This window comes from Paraburkholderia sp. SARCC-3016 (genome assembly GCF_031119615.1).
Classification (GTDB): domain Bacteria; phylum Pseudomonadota; class Gammaproteobacteria; order Burkholderiales; family Burkholderiaceae; genus Paraburkholderia.
On sequence record NZ_JAVHZD010000006.1, the window covers coordinates 38,887 to 53,953 of the forward strand.

General features: G+C 64.2%; 12 protein-coding genes and 2 pseudogenes. 8 read left to right on the forward strand and 6 right to left on the reverse strand.

The window, feature by feature from the left end:
• The first annotated feature begins 10 nt into the window (after positions 1-10).
• The 4 genes from QYH69_RS07960 to QYH69_RS07975 all read left to right on the forward strand — a co-directional run bounded on the left by QYH69_RS07960 (position 11) and on the right by QYH69_RS07975 (position 5,567).
• Entirely contained in the window at positions 11-1,333 is a 1,323-nt protein-coding gene (locus tag QYH69_RS07960; protein WP_308831349.1) for a mechanosensitive ion channel domain-containing protein, read from the forward strand.
• A gap of 160 nt (positions 1,334-1,493) precedes the next feature.
• Positions 1,494-2,942, forward strand: a complete 1,449-nt coding sequence (gene otsA / locus QYH69_RS07965) for an alpha,alpha-trehalose-phosphate synthase (UDP-forming) (protein WP_308831350.1) — start codon at positions 1,494-1,496, stop codon at positions 2,940-2,942.
• Positions 2,943-2,976: 34 nt separating this feature from the next.
• Entirely contained in the window at positions 2,977-4,140 is a 1,164-nt protein-coding gene (locus QYH69_RS07970) for an AAA family ATPase (RefSeq protein WP_308831496.1), read from the forward strand.
• Positions 4,141-4,493: 353 nt separating this feature from the next.
• On the forward strand, positions 4,494-5,567 hold the full coding sequence (locus tag QYH69_RS07975) for a glycosyltransferase family 4 protein (protein ID WP_308831351.1): 1,074 nt from the start codon (positions 4,494-4,496) through the stop codon (positions 5,565-5,567).
• A gap of 71 nt (positions 5,568-5,638) precedes the next feature.
• On the opposite strand, the gene QYH69_RS07980 is transcribed toward QYH69_RS07975, so the two are convergent.
• From QYH69_RS07980 to QYH69_RS07995, 4 genes are all read right to left on the reverse strand, one after another.
• Entirely contained in the window at positions 5,639-5,995 is a 357-nt protein-coding gene (locus tag QYH69_RS07980) for a hypothetical protein (RefSeq protein WP_308831352.1), read from the reverse strand.
• A gap of 321 nt (positions 5,996-6,316) precedes the next feature.
• Complete coding sequence (locus tag QYH69_RS07985; RefSeq protein ID WP_308831353.1) at positions 6,317-6,904, reverse strand: YSC84-related protein; 588 nt, start codon at positions 6,902-6,904, stop codon at positions 6,317-6,319.
• Positions 6,905-7,264: 360 nt separating this feature from the next.
• A complete protein-coding gene (locus QYH69_RS07990; protein ID WP_308831354.1) occupies positions 7,265-7,768 on the reverse strand; it encodes a hypothetical protein in 504 nt (167 codons plus the stop codon).
• A 253-nt stretch (positions 7,769-8,021) separates the two neighbouring features.
• Positions 8,022-8,318 (reverse strand): PsiF family protein, encoded by a 297-nt coding sequence (locus QYH69_RS07995; protein ID WP_308831355.1) that lies wholly within the window; start codon positions 8,316-8,318, stop codon positions 8,022-8,024.
• Between the two features lie 261 nt (positions 8,319-8,579).
• On the opposite strand from QYH69_RS07995, the gene QYH69_RS08000 reads away from it, so the two are divergent.
• From QYH69_RS08000 to QYH69_RS08010, 3 genes and pseudogenes are all read left to right on the forward strand, one after another.
• Positions 8,580-8,876: a YciI-like protein gene (locus QYH69_RS08000; protein WP_308831356.1), complete on the forward strand. Its 297-nt coding sequence runs from the start codon at positions 8,580-8,582 to the stop codon at positions 8,874-8,876.
• A 723-nt stretch (positions 8,877-9,599) separates the two neighbouring features.
• Positions 9,600-10,166, forward strand: a pseudogene (locus QYH69_RS08005) (transposase); the annotation flags it as partial.
• Positions 10,167-10,601: 435 nt separating this feature from the next.
• A pseudogene (locus QYH69_RS08010) lies at positions 10,602-11,219 on the forward strand (hypothetical protein); the annotation flags it as partial.
• A 265-nt stretch (positions 11,220-11,484) separates the two neighbouring features.
• Here QYH69_RS08010 and QYH69_RS08015 read toward each other — a convergent pair.
• Both QYH69_RS08015 and QYH69_RS08020 read right to left on the reverse strand, forming a co-directional pair.
• Positions 11,485-13,032: a mannose-1-phosphate guanylyltransferase/mannose-6-phosphate isomerase gene (locus QYH69_RS08015; RefSeq protein ID WP_308831357.1), complete on the reverse strand. Its 1,548-nt coding sequence runs from the start codon at positions 13,030-13,032 to the stop codon at positions 11,485-11,487.
• 163 nt (positions 13,033-13,195) lie between these two features.
• Positions 13,196-13,522 (reverse strand): hypothetical protein, encoded by a 327-nt coding sequence (locus QYH69_RS08020; RefSeq protein WP_308831358.1) that lies wholly within the window; start codon positions 13,520-13,522, stop codon positions 13,196-13,198.
• A gap of 48 nt (positions 13,523-13,570) precedes the next feature.
• On the opposite strand from QYH69_RS08020, the gene QYH69_RS08025 reads away from it, so the two are divergent.
• Positions 13,571-14,995: an undecaprenyl-phosphate glucose phosphotransferase gene (locus QYH69_RS08025; protein WP_308831359.1), complete on the forward strand. Its 1,425-nt coding sequence runs from the start codon at positions 13,571-13,573 to the stop codon at positions 14,993-14,995.
• Positions 14,996-15,067 lie beyond the last annotated feature (72 nt).

Genomic DNA, 15,067 nt, shown 5'->3' on the forward strand with positions numbered 1-15,067 from the left:
CATTGCGTTGATGGTGACGTTCGACGACTTCAGCCGCATCGCCGCGGCACCGCTCCATTCGTGGTTCGGCACGCTGATCGTGTCCGTGTGCCTCGTCGCCTGCTCGATCGGTCTGCATTGGGTCGGGCAGCGCGTGCTGATGCGCATTGTGCGACCTTATCCGCTGATGAGCGTCGTGGTGCGCCATATCGGCCGGCCGACGCAGTTCGTGATGGCGATCGTCGCGCTCGAGATCGTCTGGTGGGAAGCGCCCGATACGCTGCTGCTGATCGGCGGCTTGCGCGATGCCGCGGCCTTCGCCTTGATTGCGGCCATCACGTGGCTCACGGTGCGCATCGCGGCGTCGATCGGCGAAGCGATCGTCGCCGCGCATCCGCTCGATACCGCCGACAATCTGCAGGCGCGCCGCATCCATACGCAGGCGCGCGTGCTCGCGCGCTCGGTGATGGTGGTAATCGTCATCATCGGGATCGGCGCCGCGCTGATGACTTTCCCGAACGTGCGGCAGATCGGCGCGAGCCTGCTCGCGTCGGCCGGTGTCGCCGGTCTCGTCGCCGGTATTGCGGCGCGGCCGGTGCTCGGCAATCTGATCGCGGGCCTGCAGATCGCCTTGTCCCAGCCGATTCGCCTCGACGACGTGGTCGTGATCGAAGGCGAGTGGGGGCGCATCGAGGAAATCACCGGTACATACGTCTCGGTGCGCCTGTGGGACCAGCGGCGCCTGATCGTGCCGCTGCAATGGTTCATCGAAAACCCGTTCCAGAACTGGACGCGCAACGATGCGCAGATCATCGGCAGCGTGTTCATGTTCGTCGATTACCGGATGCCGCTCGTGCCGCTGCGCGATGAGCTCGCGCGCATCGTGGAGGCGGCGCCCGAGTGGGACGGCCGCGTGCAGGTGCTGCAGGTGACCGACGCGACCGAGCGTGCGATGCAATTGCGCGTGCTCGTCAGCTCGAACGACTCGGGGCTCAACTGGGATTTGCGCTGCCGCGTGCGCGAAGGGCTCGTGAGCTTCGTGCAGCGGCACTATCCTCAGTATTTGCCGCGCGCACGCGCCGATCTCGCGGCGAACTGGGGCACGGCTTCCGGCGATCTGGAACACGTAACGAAGGGGGGCGCCGCGGACCGGACCGGCCCCGGTGCGCAGACGGGCGAGCTAGACTGGATGCCGAAGGCGACGCCCTCGCCGGCATCGAGCACCGCGGCCGACACCGCGGCCGACCCGGTGGCGAAACGAGGCGCACGTGGCGAGCGCGATCGGTCCAATGAGCCGTCCGACGGGCCGCGCGCGTCAGCGGGCCGCACGCGCATACCCGATCGCACGACGTAGCCGCGCACGCAGCGCGCACGTAGCGCAGACGCAGCGCCGAGCCGAAGCGCTTCGCCGCCGCGCAAGCGGATGATTGTGCAACGGGGCCGGCGTCACGCCGGTCGAACCAGACACAGGGCTCGGCCTGATCGAACCTGAACGGGATAAGGAGGACTACAGCATGGGCCGACTGATTGTCGTATCGAATCGTGTGGCGACGCCCACTGAAACCAAAGGCTCCGCCGGCGGACTCGCGGTCGGCGTGTTCGGCGCGCTGAAGGACACGGGCGGCGTCTGGTTCGGATGGAGCGGCGACGTCGTCAGCGAGACGGTTGCGAACGCGGGCCCGACGCTCGAGCAGGACGGGGCGGTCACGTTCGCGACCGTCGGACTGACCCGCAAGGACTACGACCAGTACTACCGCGGTTTTTCGAACGCGACGCTGTGGCCGGTATTTCACTACCGCAACGACCTCGCGCGCTATGAGCGCGACGAATACGCGGGCTACCGGCGCGTCAACGCATGGCTTGCGCACAAGCTCGTCAAGCTGCTGCAGCCCGACGACATCATCTGGGCGCACGACTACCATCTGCTTCCGTTTGCCGAAGCGCTGCGCGCCGAGGGCGTCACGAACCGGATCGGCTTCTTTCTGCATATTCCGTTTCCGTCGCCGCAGATTCTGATCAACATTCCGCCGCACGAAGAGCTCGTGAAATCGTTGTGCTGCTACGACCTGATCGGCTTTCAGACCGAGACCGATCAGCTCGCGTTTCACGACTATATCGAGCGCCACGCACGCGGCACCGTGAAGCCGGGCGGCTACGTCGAAGCGTTCGGCCGCAAGCTGCGCACCGGCGTTTATCGCATCGGCGTGTTCCCGGACGAAATCGCCGAGCAGGCCAAGCGCTACGAAAGCCGGCAGCATGTGATGGATCTGAAGCAGAGCCTCGAAGGGCGCAAGCTGATCATGAGCGTCGACCGGCTCGATTATTCGAAAGGGCTCGTCGAGCGCTTCCGCGCCTTCGAGCAGTTGCTCGAGCGCTCGCCCGAGTGGCGCGGCAACGTGACGCTCGTGCAGATCGCGCCGCCGACGCGCGCCGACGTTTCGACGTACCAGCACATCCGTCAGGACCTCGAATATGAAGCAGGGCGCATCAACGGCCGCTACTCGGGCCTCGACTACACGCCGATCCGTTATCTGAACCAGCGCTACGACCGCTGGAAACTGATGTCGCTGTTCCGCGAATCGCAGATCGGCTTCGTCACGCCGCTGCACGACGGCATGAACCTTGTCGCGAAGGAATACGTGGCCGCGCAGAACCCGGACGACCCGGGCGTGCTCGTGCTGTCGATGTTCGCCGGCGCCGCGGCCGAGCTGACCGGCTCGCTGATCGTGAACCCGCACGATTCGGTCGGCATGTGCGAGGCATTGCAGCGCGCGCTGTCGATGCCGCTCGACGAGCGCAAGCGCCGCTATGAAACGAATATGGCCGCGCTGCGCAAGAACGATCTCGGCGTGTGGCGCGATACGTATCTGCGCGATCTGCGCGCCGTGCCGCTCGCCAAGGCGAGGCCCGATGGCAAAACCGCGGGCGCGTCGGGCAACGCGCGCGGGGCGGCGTCGTCCTGAGCGCCGCGCATTCAACCGGCAACCCGACATCCGCGTGCTGACCACACTCGCGATCGCCCATTACCGCTCGCTGCGCGACATGATCGTGCCGCTTGGCCGGCTCAATGTCGTGACGGGCCCGAACGGCAGCGGCAAATCGAACGTCTATCGCGCATTGCGGCTGCTTGCGGCAACCGCGCGCGGCGGCGTGATTCCGTCGCTTGCGCGCGAAGGCGGCTTGCAATCGACGCTGTGGGCGGGCCCTGAACGTTTCTCGCGCGCGATGCGCGAAGGCGAGCAGCCGGTGCAGGGCACGCGCCGCCACGAGCCCGTGAATCTGCGCTTGGGCTTTGCCGGCGACGACTTCGGCTACGCGATCGACCTCGGCCTGCCGGTTCCGGGACCCACGCAGTTCGGCCTCGACCCCGTGATCAAGCGCGAATGCATCTGGAGCGGGCCCGTCTTGCGTCCGTCGGCGTTGCTCGTCGACCGCCACGGCGCTTCGCTGCGCACGCGCGCCGACGACGGCGAATGGCAAACCGTGCCGCAAAGCGTGGCGAGCTTCGACAGCATGATGACCGAGTTCGCCGATCCGCGCGGCGCGCCGGAAATGCTCGCGGTGCGCGAGCAGATCCGCTCGTGGCGCTTCTACGACTACTTCCGCACCGACGCGACCGCGCCCGCGCGGCTGCCGCAAATCGGCACGCATACGCCGGTGCTCGCCGACGACGGCGCCGACCTTGCCGCCGCGCTGCAGACGATCCGCGAGATCGGTTCGCCGCAGGCCCTCGACGACGCAGTCGCCGATGCGTTTCCGGGCTCGCGCATCGACATCGCGAACCTCGACGGACGCTTCGAGGTGACGATGCGCCAGCATGGGCTGCTGCGGCCGTTGAAGGCCGCCGAGCTGTCGGACGGCACGCTGCGCTACCTGCTGCTGATCGCGGCTCTGCTGACGCCGCGGCCGCCCGCGCTGCTCGTGCTGAACGAACCGGAGACGAGCCTGCATCCGGACCTGTTGCCCGCGCTCGGACGGTTGATCGTGCAAGCATCGGCGCATTCGCAGGTGCTCGTCGTCTCGCATGCGGCGCGCCTGATCGCGGCCCTCGAACGCGAAAGCGGCAGCCAGTCGCTCGTGCTGGAAAAGGAACTCGGCGCGACGCGCATCATGGGCAGCGACGAGCTCGACATCCCGGCGTGGAAATGGCCGGCGCGTTAAGCCGTGCGGCACGCGATGCGCAGCGGCGCGTCGCGCCTGATTGCCGCGCATGGCGATTCGTGAGCGAATGTTTCCCGACTGTAACAGCGCTCTTCAAGTGAAATAGACGCAGTTTTTTTCGGCGAGCCAGGCAATAATCGACACATGTAAGCAAAATGAACGGCCAGGCAAAAACGGGCCGGCTAAAACGACAAAAGCAGGACACAAGCAGACAAGGCAACAAGCCATCGTGCATGGGAGGGCGTGCATGCGGAGCGGATCGCGCGGTCGACGCATCGTCGAACCCCGCGGTTCGCTCCGCTTGCCCGCAGGCCCGCCGCAATGGCACAGTCGCTCGCCACTACGGAGACGCCATGAGAATTGCACAGATCGCCCCCTTGACCGAATCGGTCCCGCCGAAGCTGTACGGCGGCACCGAGCGCGTCGTGTCGTACATCACCGAGGCGCTGGTCGACCTCGGCCACGACGTGACGCTGTTTGCAAGCGGCGATTCGGTGACGAACGCGAAGCTCGAAGCGGTCTGGCCGCGCGCGCTGCGCCTCGACCCCGGCATTCGCGACCGCGTCGCGCCGCACATGCTGCTGATGGAACTGGTGCGCCGCCAGGCCAGTCAGTTCGACGTGCTGCATTTTCATATGGATTACTACTCGTTTTCGGTGTTCAAGCGCCAGGAGACGCCGTTCGTCACGACCTTGCACGGCCGTCTCGATCTGCCCGAACAGCAGCCGGTGTTCGACACCTTCAACACCGCGCCCGTCATCTCCATTTCGAATTCGCAGCGCCAGCCGCTGCCGCAGGCGCGCTGGCTCACGACCGTCTACCACGGGCTGCCCGAAACGCTCTATACGCCGCAGCCGGTCGAGCAGAAGTACCTCGCGTTTCTCGGCCGCATTTCGCCGGAGAAACGCGTCGATACGGCGATTCGCATCGCGGGCCGCTGCGGCATGCCGATCCGCATCGCGGCAAAAGTCGACGCGGCCGACCGCGAGTACTTCGAACGCGATATCAAGCCGCTGTTCGATTTGCCGTACGTGGAGTACATCGGCGAGATCGCCGACGAGCAGAAGGCCCAGTTCCTGTCGGGTGCGCACGCGCTGCTGTTTCCGATCGACTGGCCCGAGCCGTTCGGCCTCGTGATGATCGAGGCGATGGCCTGCGGGACACCGGTGGTTGCGTTCAATCGAGGCGCGGTGCCGGAAGTGGTCGATGACGGCATATCGGGCTTTATCGTCGAAGACGAGATCGGCGCGGTGGCGGCGCTGAACCGGTTGCACAAGGTGCCGCGCAAGGGCGTGCGTCAACGCTTCGAAGAGCGCTTCACGTCGCACCGGATGGCCCAGCAGTACGTCGACGCCTATCAGTCGGTGATCCGCGCGCAGAAGCGTTCGCGATTCAAGGTTATCGACGCGTCGTCGACGAACGTGTGACGCCGACACGCCTGCGTTGCACCGCGTGCGAGGCGTGCGGGCGGCACGCAAGCGTGCGTTGCACAGCGCTTTTACGCCGCGTCGTTGCGGGTCTCGCGCGCGAGCCCAAACAGCGAATCGCGGGCGAGGAACGTCACGGGCGGCTCGGAAAGGTGCTTGCCCTTCGGCTCCGACGACTTCACCTTCGTCATCGATTCGCAGCGGCAATCGGCATGGTGGTCCGTGGTGGGCTGCCATGGCTTGCTCGAGAGCATCGGCGGCAGGGACGAGCGCCGCTCCCAGCCCCCATTGGCGAAGTCGTTGGCCGCGTCCCGATCGACGGTCGGCAAGGGCGTGATGCGCGGACCGTTAAGTCCGGCTGTTACCGGAGACGCCGACGTGTCAGCCTGCATGGCGGCAAACGGTTGCTGCTGATTCGTGATTTTCATCGTTACCTTCCTGCAAAAGAAGAAGTTGGCGGTTGCGCGGCCCTGACGCGGTTGACGCGGGTGACGCGGGTGACGCGGGTGACGCGGGTGACGCGGGCCGGGCATTCGACGTGTCGTTCGACGGCGACGACACGTCCTATTCTGTTCAGCGAGCCGCTCGACGAGGCAATGCGGGGATACCGTGCGCAAAACAAAACCCCACGTCCCGGTAAGCAGACGTGGGGCCAACTTTCCTGCCGATGTCCGTCGGTGCCGCACGCGGATTCCCGGGCGGGAGTGCCGCGCGAGTTCCCCGGATGCCGATGGCGGATCGGCTGCCGGCTAGATCTTGAGCCTTGTCACCTTCGTGCCGGCCAGCGACACATCGGCCATCAAGCCGGCATTCGTCAGGATGAATACCTCGACGGGCGCAGTTGCCGTCGTCGAGTCGACCGCGCCGTTTGCGCCGACCTTCACGAGCGCAACCGATGCATCGGCGCCGACCGACCAGCCATCCGCGCTGCGGAATCGATCGAGCGCATCCTGGGTCATGAAGCAGAAAATGATCGCTTTCGATTGCGCGCCTGCTTGCAGACCGAACGAGCCCGACACGGTGCTGTAGTACCCAACCGAACTGCCGCCTACGCGCAACGCGCCTTCGCCGTATTGTCCGCCGACGATGAAGCCGACCTGGAGCACGGACGGGAACACGAGTACGCCGCGCGACTTCGCGACCAGTTCGCGCGAACCGGTGACCGTGGAATAGAGCCGAGACATCGTGCCGTCGACGCTCGCGTCGATCGACTGGCGCTTCGACATGTCTGTCGCGGCCGATTCTCCAGACTTCCCGGTGGTGGTGCAGCCTGCCAGTGCAAGACTTCCGAAAGCGAGCGCAGCGCTACTTTTTAGAATGAAGTTTCGTCTTTGCATCGTTTTTCTCCATCGTGGTTCCGGGGATGCAGCCTCAGTTCACGCGGGTTGCCGTTTAGTTATAACACACAGATGAGTAAAGAGTGCCTTTTGGGGGCCGCCCGCAACGCCTTGTGTGATGGGCGTTTCCGGCCGTATGGGCAAAACTTCGGGTAAATCTGACCTCGCCCGTGACCTGTACCGCATAGGCGCGCACGGCAGATTCGCACGGTGCGCGGCTCTTGCGGCCGCGGCTTTTGGCTGATGATTGGCAGGCCGGGCAAGGTCGCAAAAACGGGTTGTTTTTACTCGATTCGCGTGGCTGCCGCGCCCACTGAAATGTTCCTGAAAGTGTTGCGGCTGCGCATCACTGACTGGGGCCTAACGATTCGCCGTGCCCTTCGAAGGATGCTGCGCGGCACCGGGAGCCGTGCCCGGCACGATGTGGCTCGCGACATGATCGGCAGGCGGCCGGCGCAGCGCGCGCCGGATGCCGCCGATCAGCGCGCCGATCACGAACAGCGTCGCCGCCGGCACGACCCAGTAGCCGACGAACGCATGCCACAGGTAGGACGCGAGCGTGCGCCGCCGCAGGTTGTATTCGTCGATCGCTTCCTGCTGGCGTGGCGCGTTCGCGGCGAGCACGTCGGCCGGACAGCCGGCGTCGCGTGCGACATCGGGCGTGCCGCGGCAATGAGCTGGCGCGCCGGCGGCGCGCTGCGCATCGGTGAATTGCCAGCTCGTCAGCGCGTTGTTCAGGTCGACCCGGTTATAGGCCATCTCCTCCTGAATTTCGCGCACTGCCACGATCCCCACCGGCACCGACCAGAAGATGATCGTGACGAGCCAGCGGCGCAGCCATCGATTCTTGTGTCTCCCAACCATTGTTGCCTCCGTGCATGCGCTTTGGCATACGACCAAGCGGGCGGCCCTTTCTGGTGTGTCGGCTGTCTTTTCTATTGCGTATTGTGGGCCGTTTGTGCCGCCATCATAGAAGAAAACGGCCCCGGCGTAACTTGCCGTCGTTCGGGAGGTGTCGATGCTTGCGGGTGCAACGACTGGCCGGCGCGTCGCGCGAACGCGCCGGTTCAGGCGAGGCGTGCCGCCTCGCCGCAGCGTATCGGCGGCGAACCCGCGCTTACCCCTTGTTGCTGAGGCAGCTCTTCATGAATGCCTTGCGCTCGTCGCCTTTCTTGTCGCCGGCCTGCGCGTTGCACGCCTTCATCTTTTCCTGCTGCGTCATTGGCGCGGAAGCCGCCATCGCCGACGATGCCGACAGGCAGTTCTTCATGAACGCCTTGCGTTCATCGCCTTTCTTGTCGCCGGCCTGCTTGTTGCACATCGTCATCTTGTTCTGCTGGCTGTTTTCGGCGAAGGCGGGCGTTGCGAGGACTGCGCCGAGTACGAGCGCGGCGATTGCGGATTGGATCTTCATGGGAGACTCCATCGGTTATCGGTTATTCGTCGTTATTCGATCCGGGGCAAAGACGTCCGGCCCGTTGACTGCACCATCGTATTGAATGGTAAATGTCAGAACGGGCAAACGGGTGCACCGGTTGACGCTTATACGCGCGGGCAGGGCAGGTGTTTCCCTGGTATCCGGATATCCGGGGTAACGGGGCTTGCGCCGATGCGCGATTCGCGCAATAGCGTTGCCGTTTCGTCCACCCGCTTTTCGCAATGAAGGAGACTCGCAATGCATTACCTGTTGATGTACGACCTCGTCGACGACTACCTCGAACGGCGCGGCGAATTTCGCGCCGAGCATCTGAAGCTTGCATGGGAAGCGGCCGGCCGCGGCGAGCTGCAACTCGGTGGCGCGGTCGGCGAACCCGTCGACCTTGCAGTGCTGCTCTTCAGCGGCGAGTCGCCGGTGGTCGCCGAAAACTTTGCGAAAGCCGATCCATATGTACGTTCCGGACTCGTCAAGCGCTGGCGCGTGCGTCCATGGACAACGGTCGTCGGCGAGGACGCGGCAACGCCCGTGCGTTGAGACGAATCCGTGCAGCCTGCGCTTCGTCATTCTCCAACCGCGATCACGACCGTGATGACGAGCAGGATAAACGCGCGATTGCGGCATATCGGCAAGCGTCACCGGCGATCGAAGTCGCGCTGCAGAATGCGTGGACGCGAGCGGCACTCGCGATTTGCGAACCCGCCAGGCGAATGCGTGCACATCGAAAGCATCTCGCCGGTTAGATTCGCGTAAGCGAGGCGCAACAGTGGCGCAACAGCGACGCGTGACGAAGCGTATGAATCACGCAACGCATGCCGTTCGAATCGCTTGCAAAGTGGGTTGTGCGGCGGTTGGCGCGATCGTTTGAATAAGTTAAACGAAGAAGCGCATAAGCAGCCGATGCTTGCCGCGAAGCGCGCGTTCGCTGCAACACAATGCACGACGTTTGCGTGACAAACGCATTCAAAACAGCCGGGCAAACAGGACAAGATTGTTTCTATCCGTAACACTTGCCCGCAGGCCATTCACGCTTACCCTGGTAATGGTATGCTTCGTGCACAAATTCTCCCATGCATGAGTGAGACCACGTTTCGTGCGCGTTAATTGGGAAAACACGCACTGGCGCCGTGCGCCATGCGCTTTCTTCGCAATGCAGCCGGAACGGAAAAACATATTGTGCAACCGGGGGCGCTTACACGAACCGTAGAAGTTCGTGACGGCCCAAAGCCGCGGCCTGGCCTGGCCCGCGTGGAGAAATGCATGTTTTTCGATGAGCTAAGCAATGACGAATGGGCTCGGCTATCCGCGCTCGTTTCCGATGAGCCAGCCGTCCGGTTAAATCGCCGTGGACGGCCGCGAGCCGAACCACGCATCGTCGCCAACGCTGTGTTGTGGATTCTGACAACCGGCGAACCCTGGTCGAAGCTGCCCGGGCGTTATCCGTCCGGCCCGACCTGCCGCCGCCGTTTCGAAGAATGGCAGGCCAATGGAACCCTGATCGAAATGGTTCGTCTCCTTTCCGAGACGGGCCGCACGTTCGCGTATATCCCCGAACCGACTCCGCCCGCCGTGGCGAAGCCGGCGCCTGAAGTCGAGCAGCCGAAGCCGCGCGACGACACCGTGCGCGGCGTCTACTGGAAGAGCCCGGAGTCCTGGCAAACCGGCGGCTCCGCCACCGGCGTCGCGAACGGCTGGCGTCCGCTTGGCGCAATGGCCGATATCACGCGCCAGCTCGCGGGCGCGGTCGATGAGCAAACTTTCGCGGACGACGTCGCGCCGCCGGCTCACACCGATGCATCGGGCGCCGGCGCGTCGAGTTCGCCCGACGAAGACGTGACGCGCGAGATCACCGCTGCGCATGCGGCGCACGCGCGTGCGTCGCGTGAGATGCTTGACGCACATGTCGAACGCGACACGCGATATGGCGCGGCATACGACGCTGCATCGGACCGGGCGCCGCCCGACGAGGAGCAGTTCGACGGTTCGCGATTCAACGATCTGCCGAACGGCACTCGCCAGTTCGACGATCACCCGGAGGGCGCCGGCGGTTATGCCTTCGACGGGCGCGCCGACGGCCGCCGGTTCGACGGCGGTCACGAGGATCAATACGAGCGGGCGTACGCGGGCCATACGCAAGCCGATGGCGCGTCGGACGACGACTGGGGCCACAGCCGTCAGCACGATCTTGCGAACTATCACGCGCCGCTGTGGATGAATCTCGCGATGCCGGGCGGCGCGCAGTTCGACGACGATCGCGGCTATGTGATTTACGTCGTTGCCGAGCAGGTCGCCAGTTCGATGTATCGCGCGTGGGCCGAAATCTTGAGAGATGGCCGTCGCATCGAGCGGTCCGGGCTGATCGGCCCGCGTTTCGAGGACGAAGAAGCGGCGCGCCGTTTCGCGCTCGAATGGGCGACCGAATGGATCGATCGCGAATGTGGCGAGACGGGTGGCGAGACCGGCGCGCACGCGTACGGCGATGACGGCGCGGCGGCGGCCGGACATGAGCAGATGCCGAGCTATGCGTCGGTCAACGTCAAGACGGTGAGCGCGCAGCAGAGCGTGGTCGCGCTGACTGCGCGTACGCCGGAGCAGGCCACGCCTGCGACAGCGCCGGTGGCGCGTGCGATGCCGGAGTCGGCCGCGGTGAAGAATGCGTTGCCGGCCGGCGCGAACCGCAACGGCAGTGGCGGCAGCGCAAGCGCCGGCAACGCCGGCAATGGTTCGGCGACTGCGTCGGGCGCCTATCCGCAGCATGCGAATGCACACCGCGTGCAATTGCGGCGGTATCCGAGTGAAGGCAACGGCAGTGGTGCGCCCGCCGAGAAAACGACGGACCGCTTCCCGCCGACGCGCAAGATCCTTTCGCACGTCCGCTAGGCGGACGGTCTCATCACGTCGTACGTTGGCCACACGCCGGCGTTTTCATTTTGCAAACACGATCGCGCCGCGAACCTTTCGAGGTCCGCGGCGCGATCGTTTGAAGCATTGGCGTTTCAAGCATTGGCCTACGGGCCAATGCAGTTTTCGAAGCGAGCCGTTGCCTTATCGCTATGGCGGCGGAGCAAAGCACGCGAAAGCACAGTAGCGCGAAGCGAAGGAATGGCGCGCACGACCCCTCGCGCCGCCCCCGTTGGCCGCCCCTTTACCGCCGCCCGTACGTATCGTCGAACCGGACGATATCGTCCTCGCCGAGATACGAGCCCGACTGCACCTCGATGATTTCGAGCGGCATCTTGCCCGGATTCTCGAGCCGGTGCGTGACGCCGAGCGGAATATAGGCCGATTCGTTTTCCGACACGATGAATCGCTCTTCGCCACGCGTGACGAGCGCCGTGCCGCGCACGACGATCCAGTGTTCGGCGCGATGATGGTGCATCTGCAGCGACAGCTGCGCGCCCGGTTTGACGACGATGCGCTTCACCTGGAAGCGCTCGCCCGTGTCGACCGAATCGTAGTGGCCCCAGGGGCGATGCACCTTGCGATGGTTCGTCGCTTCGGTACCGCGCTCGCTGCGAATCCGGCCCACCACCTTCTTCACATCCTGCACATGCGATTTATCGGCGACGAGAATCGCATCGTCGGTTTCGACGACCACGAGATCCTGCGTGCCGACGCAAGCGATCAGCCGTCCTTCCGAATGCGCGAACGTCGATTCGGCGCCTTCGAAAATCACGCGGCCACGGCTCACGTTCGCCGCGTCGTCCTTCGGCGAGATCTGCCAGATCGCATCCCACGAACCGACGTCGGACCAGCCGGCCGCGAGCGGCACGACGACACCGCTTGCCACCGACGCGTCGCCACCGAGCTTCTCCATCACCGCGTAGTCGATCGAGTTCGACGGACAGCTGGCGAACGCCTCGCGCTGCAGGCGGAAGAAGTCGCCGTCCGCGGTGCCGCCCGTGTAAGCGGCGGCGGCCGCATCGTAAATCGCCGGGTGGAAGTGGCGGATCGCCTTTAGCCACGTCGATGCGCGCATGATGAAAATGCCGCTGTTCCACCAGTAATCCTGCGATTCGACATAGCGCTGCGCGAGTTCGAAATGCGGCTTCTCGACGAAGCGGTCGAGGTGCCGCGCGCCGCCTGCCGGCGCGCTTTCGCCGCTTTCGCCCGCCGTCGCCGGCATCGGCGCGCCGAGGCGGATATAGCCGTAGCCCGTTTCCGCGCGCGTCGGCACGATGCCCATCGTCACGACATGGCCGGCCGCCGCGTACTGGACACCCGCGGCCACGGCCGCCTGGAAGCCGGCGAGGTCGGCAATCGCGTGGTCGGCGGGCATCACGACCATGATTGCATCGTCGTCCTGCGCCGCCACCGACAGCGCGGCCGCCGTCAGCGCGGGCGCCGTGTCGCGGCCGACCGGCTCGAGCATGAGCCGGCTCGCCTTGCCGGCCACGCGCAACTGTTCGGCCGTCGTAAAGCGATGCTCTTCGTTGCACACCACGACGAGCTGGTCGGCCACCGCGTAACCGGCGTCGAGCGCGTCGAGACGGCGCGTCGTCGATTGCAGCAGCGAGTCCTCGCCAAGCAGGCCGATCAGTTGCTTGGGATGCTGCTCGCGCGACATCGGCCATAGGCGCGTACCTGAGCCGCCGGCCAGAATCACCGGTTGAACCTTGAGCTTGACGGAAAGCGGCGCGGTGGACGCGGAGCGGGATTGGACGGCAGTGGACGCCGTGCCGAGAGCACTCATGGTTGACTCCTCGAGCTGGAATGAGTTCTCGGAGTTTTAACACGTAGTAATTGGTCAATAAAAGAAAGCTTAATTCAAAGCGAATTTTTCCAGAAAACTTCCCGCCCGGAATTGCGATAGATTTAAGTCAGAGCGACCCAAAAAATTCACATAAATATGAGAATTAGCGAAATATCCCTGGCGCTGTTCCGGCGGAATCGCGCATGCATGAATACAACAGTTGCAGGAAAGAAATGTAAAAAATATCGGGAAGCACGGCCGGATGGCGCTCGAAACGCATTCCCACCGGTAGAAAAGAGGTAATTGTTGCCGCAGAAATCAGAAAAAAATCGCGAAATAGTTTCCGATACAAATTGTTTTTTTTAGAAACTTGCGGCGCGAATTTTAATGCCTCTTTATTCATACTAGTACGAGGGTATTCACCAATTCGCCAGTGCATCCCCGCGCGAATAAACGGACCAGCCGGATTGCCTTCAGAGGTGTCCTGCATGGGTTGCGGCCGTGATCCGGACCGTGTTGATCAACGAGGTGCAGCAGTATGTTGAGCGTGCTATCGAGAATCATCGACATTGCGATGGTCGCCCTGGGCGCCATGATCGCGGCCGCGGTGCACCGCGGGCATTTCGTGTGGCTCGACGATATGCAAAGCATTTCGTTGACCTTCGACTGTCTGCTGATCGTGCTGTTCTTTCCGGCGCTCGGCATCTACCAGTCGTGGCGCGGCAAATCGCTGTACGACCTGATGTGGCGTGTGTCGTGCGGCTGGCTGCTGGTCGAAGTGACGGGCATCCTGATGAGCTTCAGCCTGCATCGCGCGGAACTTCTGTCGCGACTGTGGCTCGGTTACTGGGCCGTGGCGAGCGTCGTGCTGCTGATCGTCACGAAGGCGCTCGTGCATACCGTGCTGAAGGGCTTGCGCCGCGAAGGCTTCAATCAGAAGGCGGTGGCGATCGTCGGCAGCGTGCCGTACGGCAAGTTTCTGATCGAGCAGATGAGAAGCCGCCCCGAGGCGGGCTTCGCGCCGGTCGTCTTCTATACGGAGGACGGCGCGCACAACCGCCGCGAGAACGATCCGCTCGACGATCCCGGTGCGAGCGAGTTCGGGCCGCCCGATATCGAAGGCGTGCCGGTCGTGCGCGACTACGAGAACCTCGTGCAGATGGTGCGGCGTGGCGCGGTGCGCGAGCTGTGGATGGCGCTGCCGATGTCGAAGGAGCGCACGATCCATCGCTTCGTCACCGAGTTCCGCAACGACTTCGTGAACATCCGTTTTATTCCGGACGTGCGCAGCCTCACGCTGTTCAATCAGCCGATGGTCGATCTGCTCGGGGTGCCGGCCATCAACCTCGCGGCGTCGCCGATTACCGATCTGCGCGTACTGCCCAAGCGCGTGTTCGATCGCCTGTTCGCGCTCGCCGCGCTGACCGCGCTGTCGCCGGTGATGCTCGTGATCGCGGTGCTCGTCAAGCTGTCGTCGCCGGGGCCCGTGTTTTTCAGGCAGAAGCGCAAGGGCATCGACGGCAACGAGTTCGAGATCTACAAGTTTCGCTCGATGAAGGTGCACAAGGAGCAGGCCGGCAAGGTGACGCAGGCCACGCGGCGCGATCCGCGCATCACGCCGGTCGGCGCTTTCCTGCGCCGTACGAGCCTCGATGAGCTGCCGCAGTTCATCAACGTGCTGAGGGGCGAAATGTCGGTGGTCGGCCCGCGCCCGCACGCGCTCGAGCACGACGACATCTACAAGGACCTGGTGCGCGGCTATATGCACCGTTACCGGATCAAGCCGGGCATTACCGGCTGGGCGCAGATCAACGGCTATCGCGGCGAAACGGACCGCATCGAAAAGATGATGGGCCGCGTGAAGCTCGATCTGTACTACATGCAGCACTGGACCTTCTGGCTCGACATGAAGATCGTCGTGCTGACTTTCTGGAAAGGTTTCGTCGGCAGCAACGCATATTGAAAGCGGCGGACGGCTTGCGCAACCCACGCATGCAAGCATGGGTTGCGTCGCGCTTTCGCATCGATGCGGCGC

Coding starts and splice junctions, on each gene's coding strand:
- QYH69_RS07960 (WP_308831349.1), top strand. CDS start 11: ATGGTGACGTTCGACGACTTCAGCCGCATCGCCGCGGCACCGCTCCAT.
- otsA (WP_308831350.1), top strand. CDS start 1,494: ATGGGCCGACTGATTGTCGTATCGAATCGTGTGGCGACGCCCACTGAA.
- QYH69_RS07975 (WP_308831351.1), top strand. CDS start 4,494: ATGAGAATTGCACAGATCGCCCCCTTGACCGAATCGGTCCCGCCGAAG.
- QYH69_RS07980 (WP_308831352.1), bottom strand. CDS start 5,995: ATGAAAATCACGAATCAGCAGCAACCGTTTGCCGCCATGCAGGCTGAC.
- QYH69_RS07985 (WP_308831353.1), bottom strand. CDS start 6,904: ATGCAAAGACGAAACTTCATTCTAAAAAGTAGCGCTGCGCTCGCTTTC.
- QYH69_RS07990 (WP_308831354.1), bottom strand. CDS start 7,768: ATGGTTGGGAGACACAAGAATCGATGGCTGCGCCGCTGGCTCGTCACG.
- QYH69_RS07995 (WP_308831355.1), bottom strand. CDS start 8,318: ATGAAGATCCAATCCGCAATCGCCGCGCTCGTACTCGGCGCAGTCCTC.
- QYH69_RS08000 (WP_308831356.1), top strand. CDS start 8,580: ATGCATTACCTGTTGATGTACGACCTCGTCGACGACTACCTCGAACGG.
- QYH69_RS08015 (WP_308831357.1), bottom strand. CDS start 13,032: ATGAGTGCTCTCGGCACGGCGTCCACTGCCGTCCAATCCCGCTCCGCG.
- QYH69_RS08020 (WP_308831358.1), bottom strand. CDS start 13,522: ATGCAGGACACCTCTGAAGGCAATCCGGCTGGTCCGTTTATTCGCGCG.
- QYH69_RS08025 (WP_308831359.1), top strand. CDS start 13,571: ATGTTGAGCGTGCTATCGAGAATCATCGACATTGCGATGGTCGCCCTG.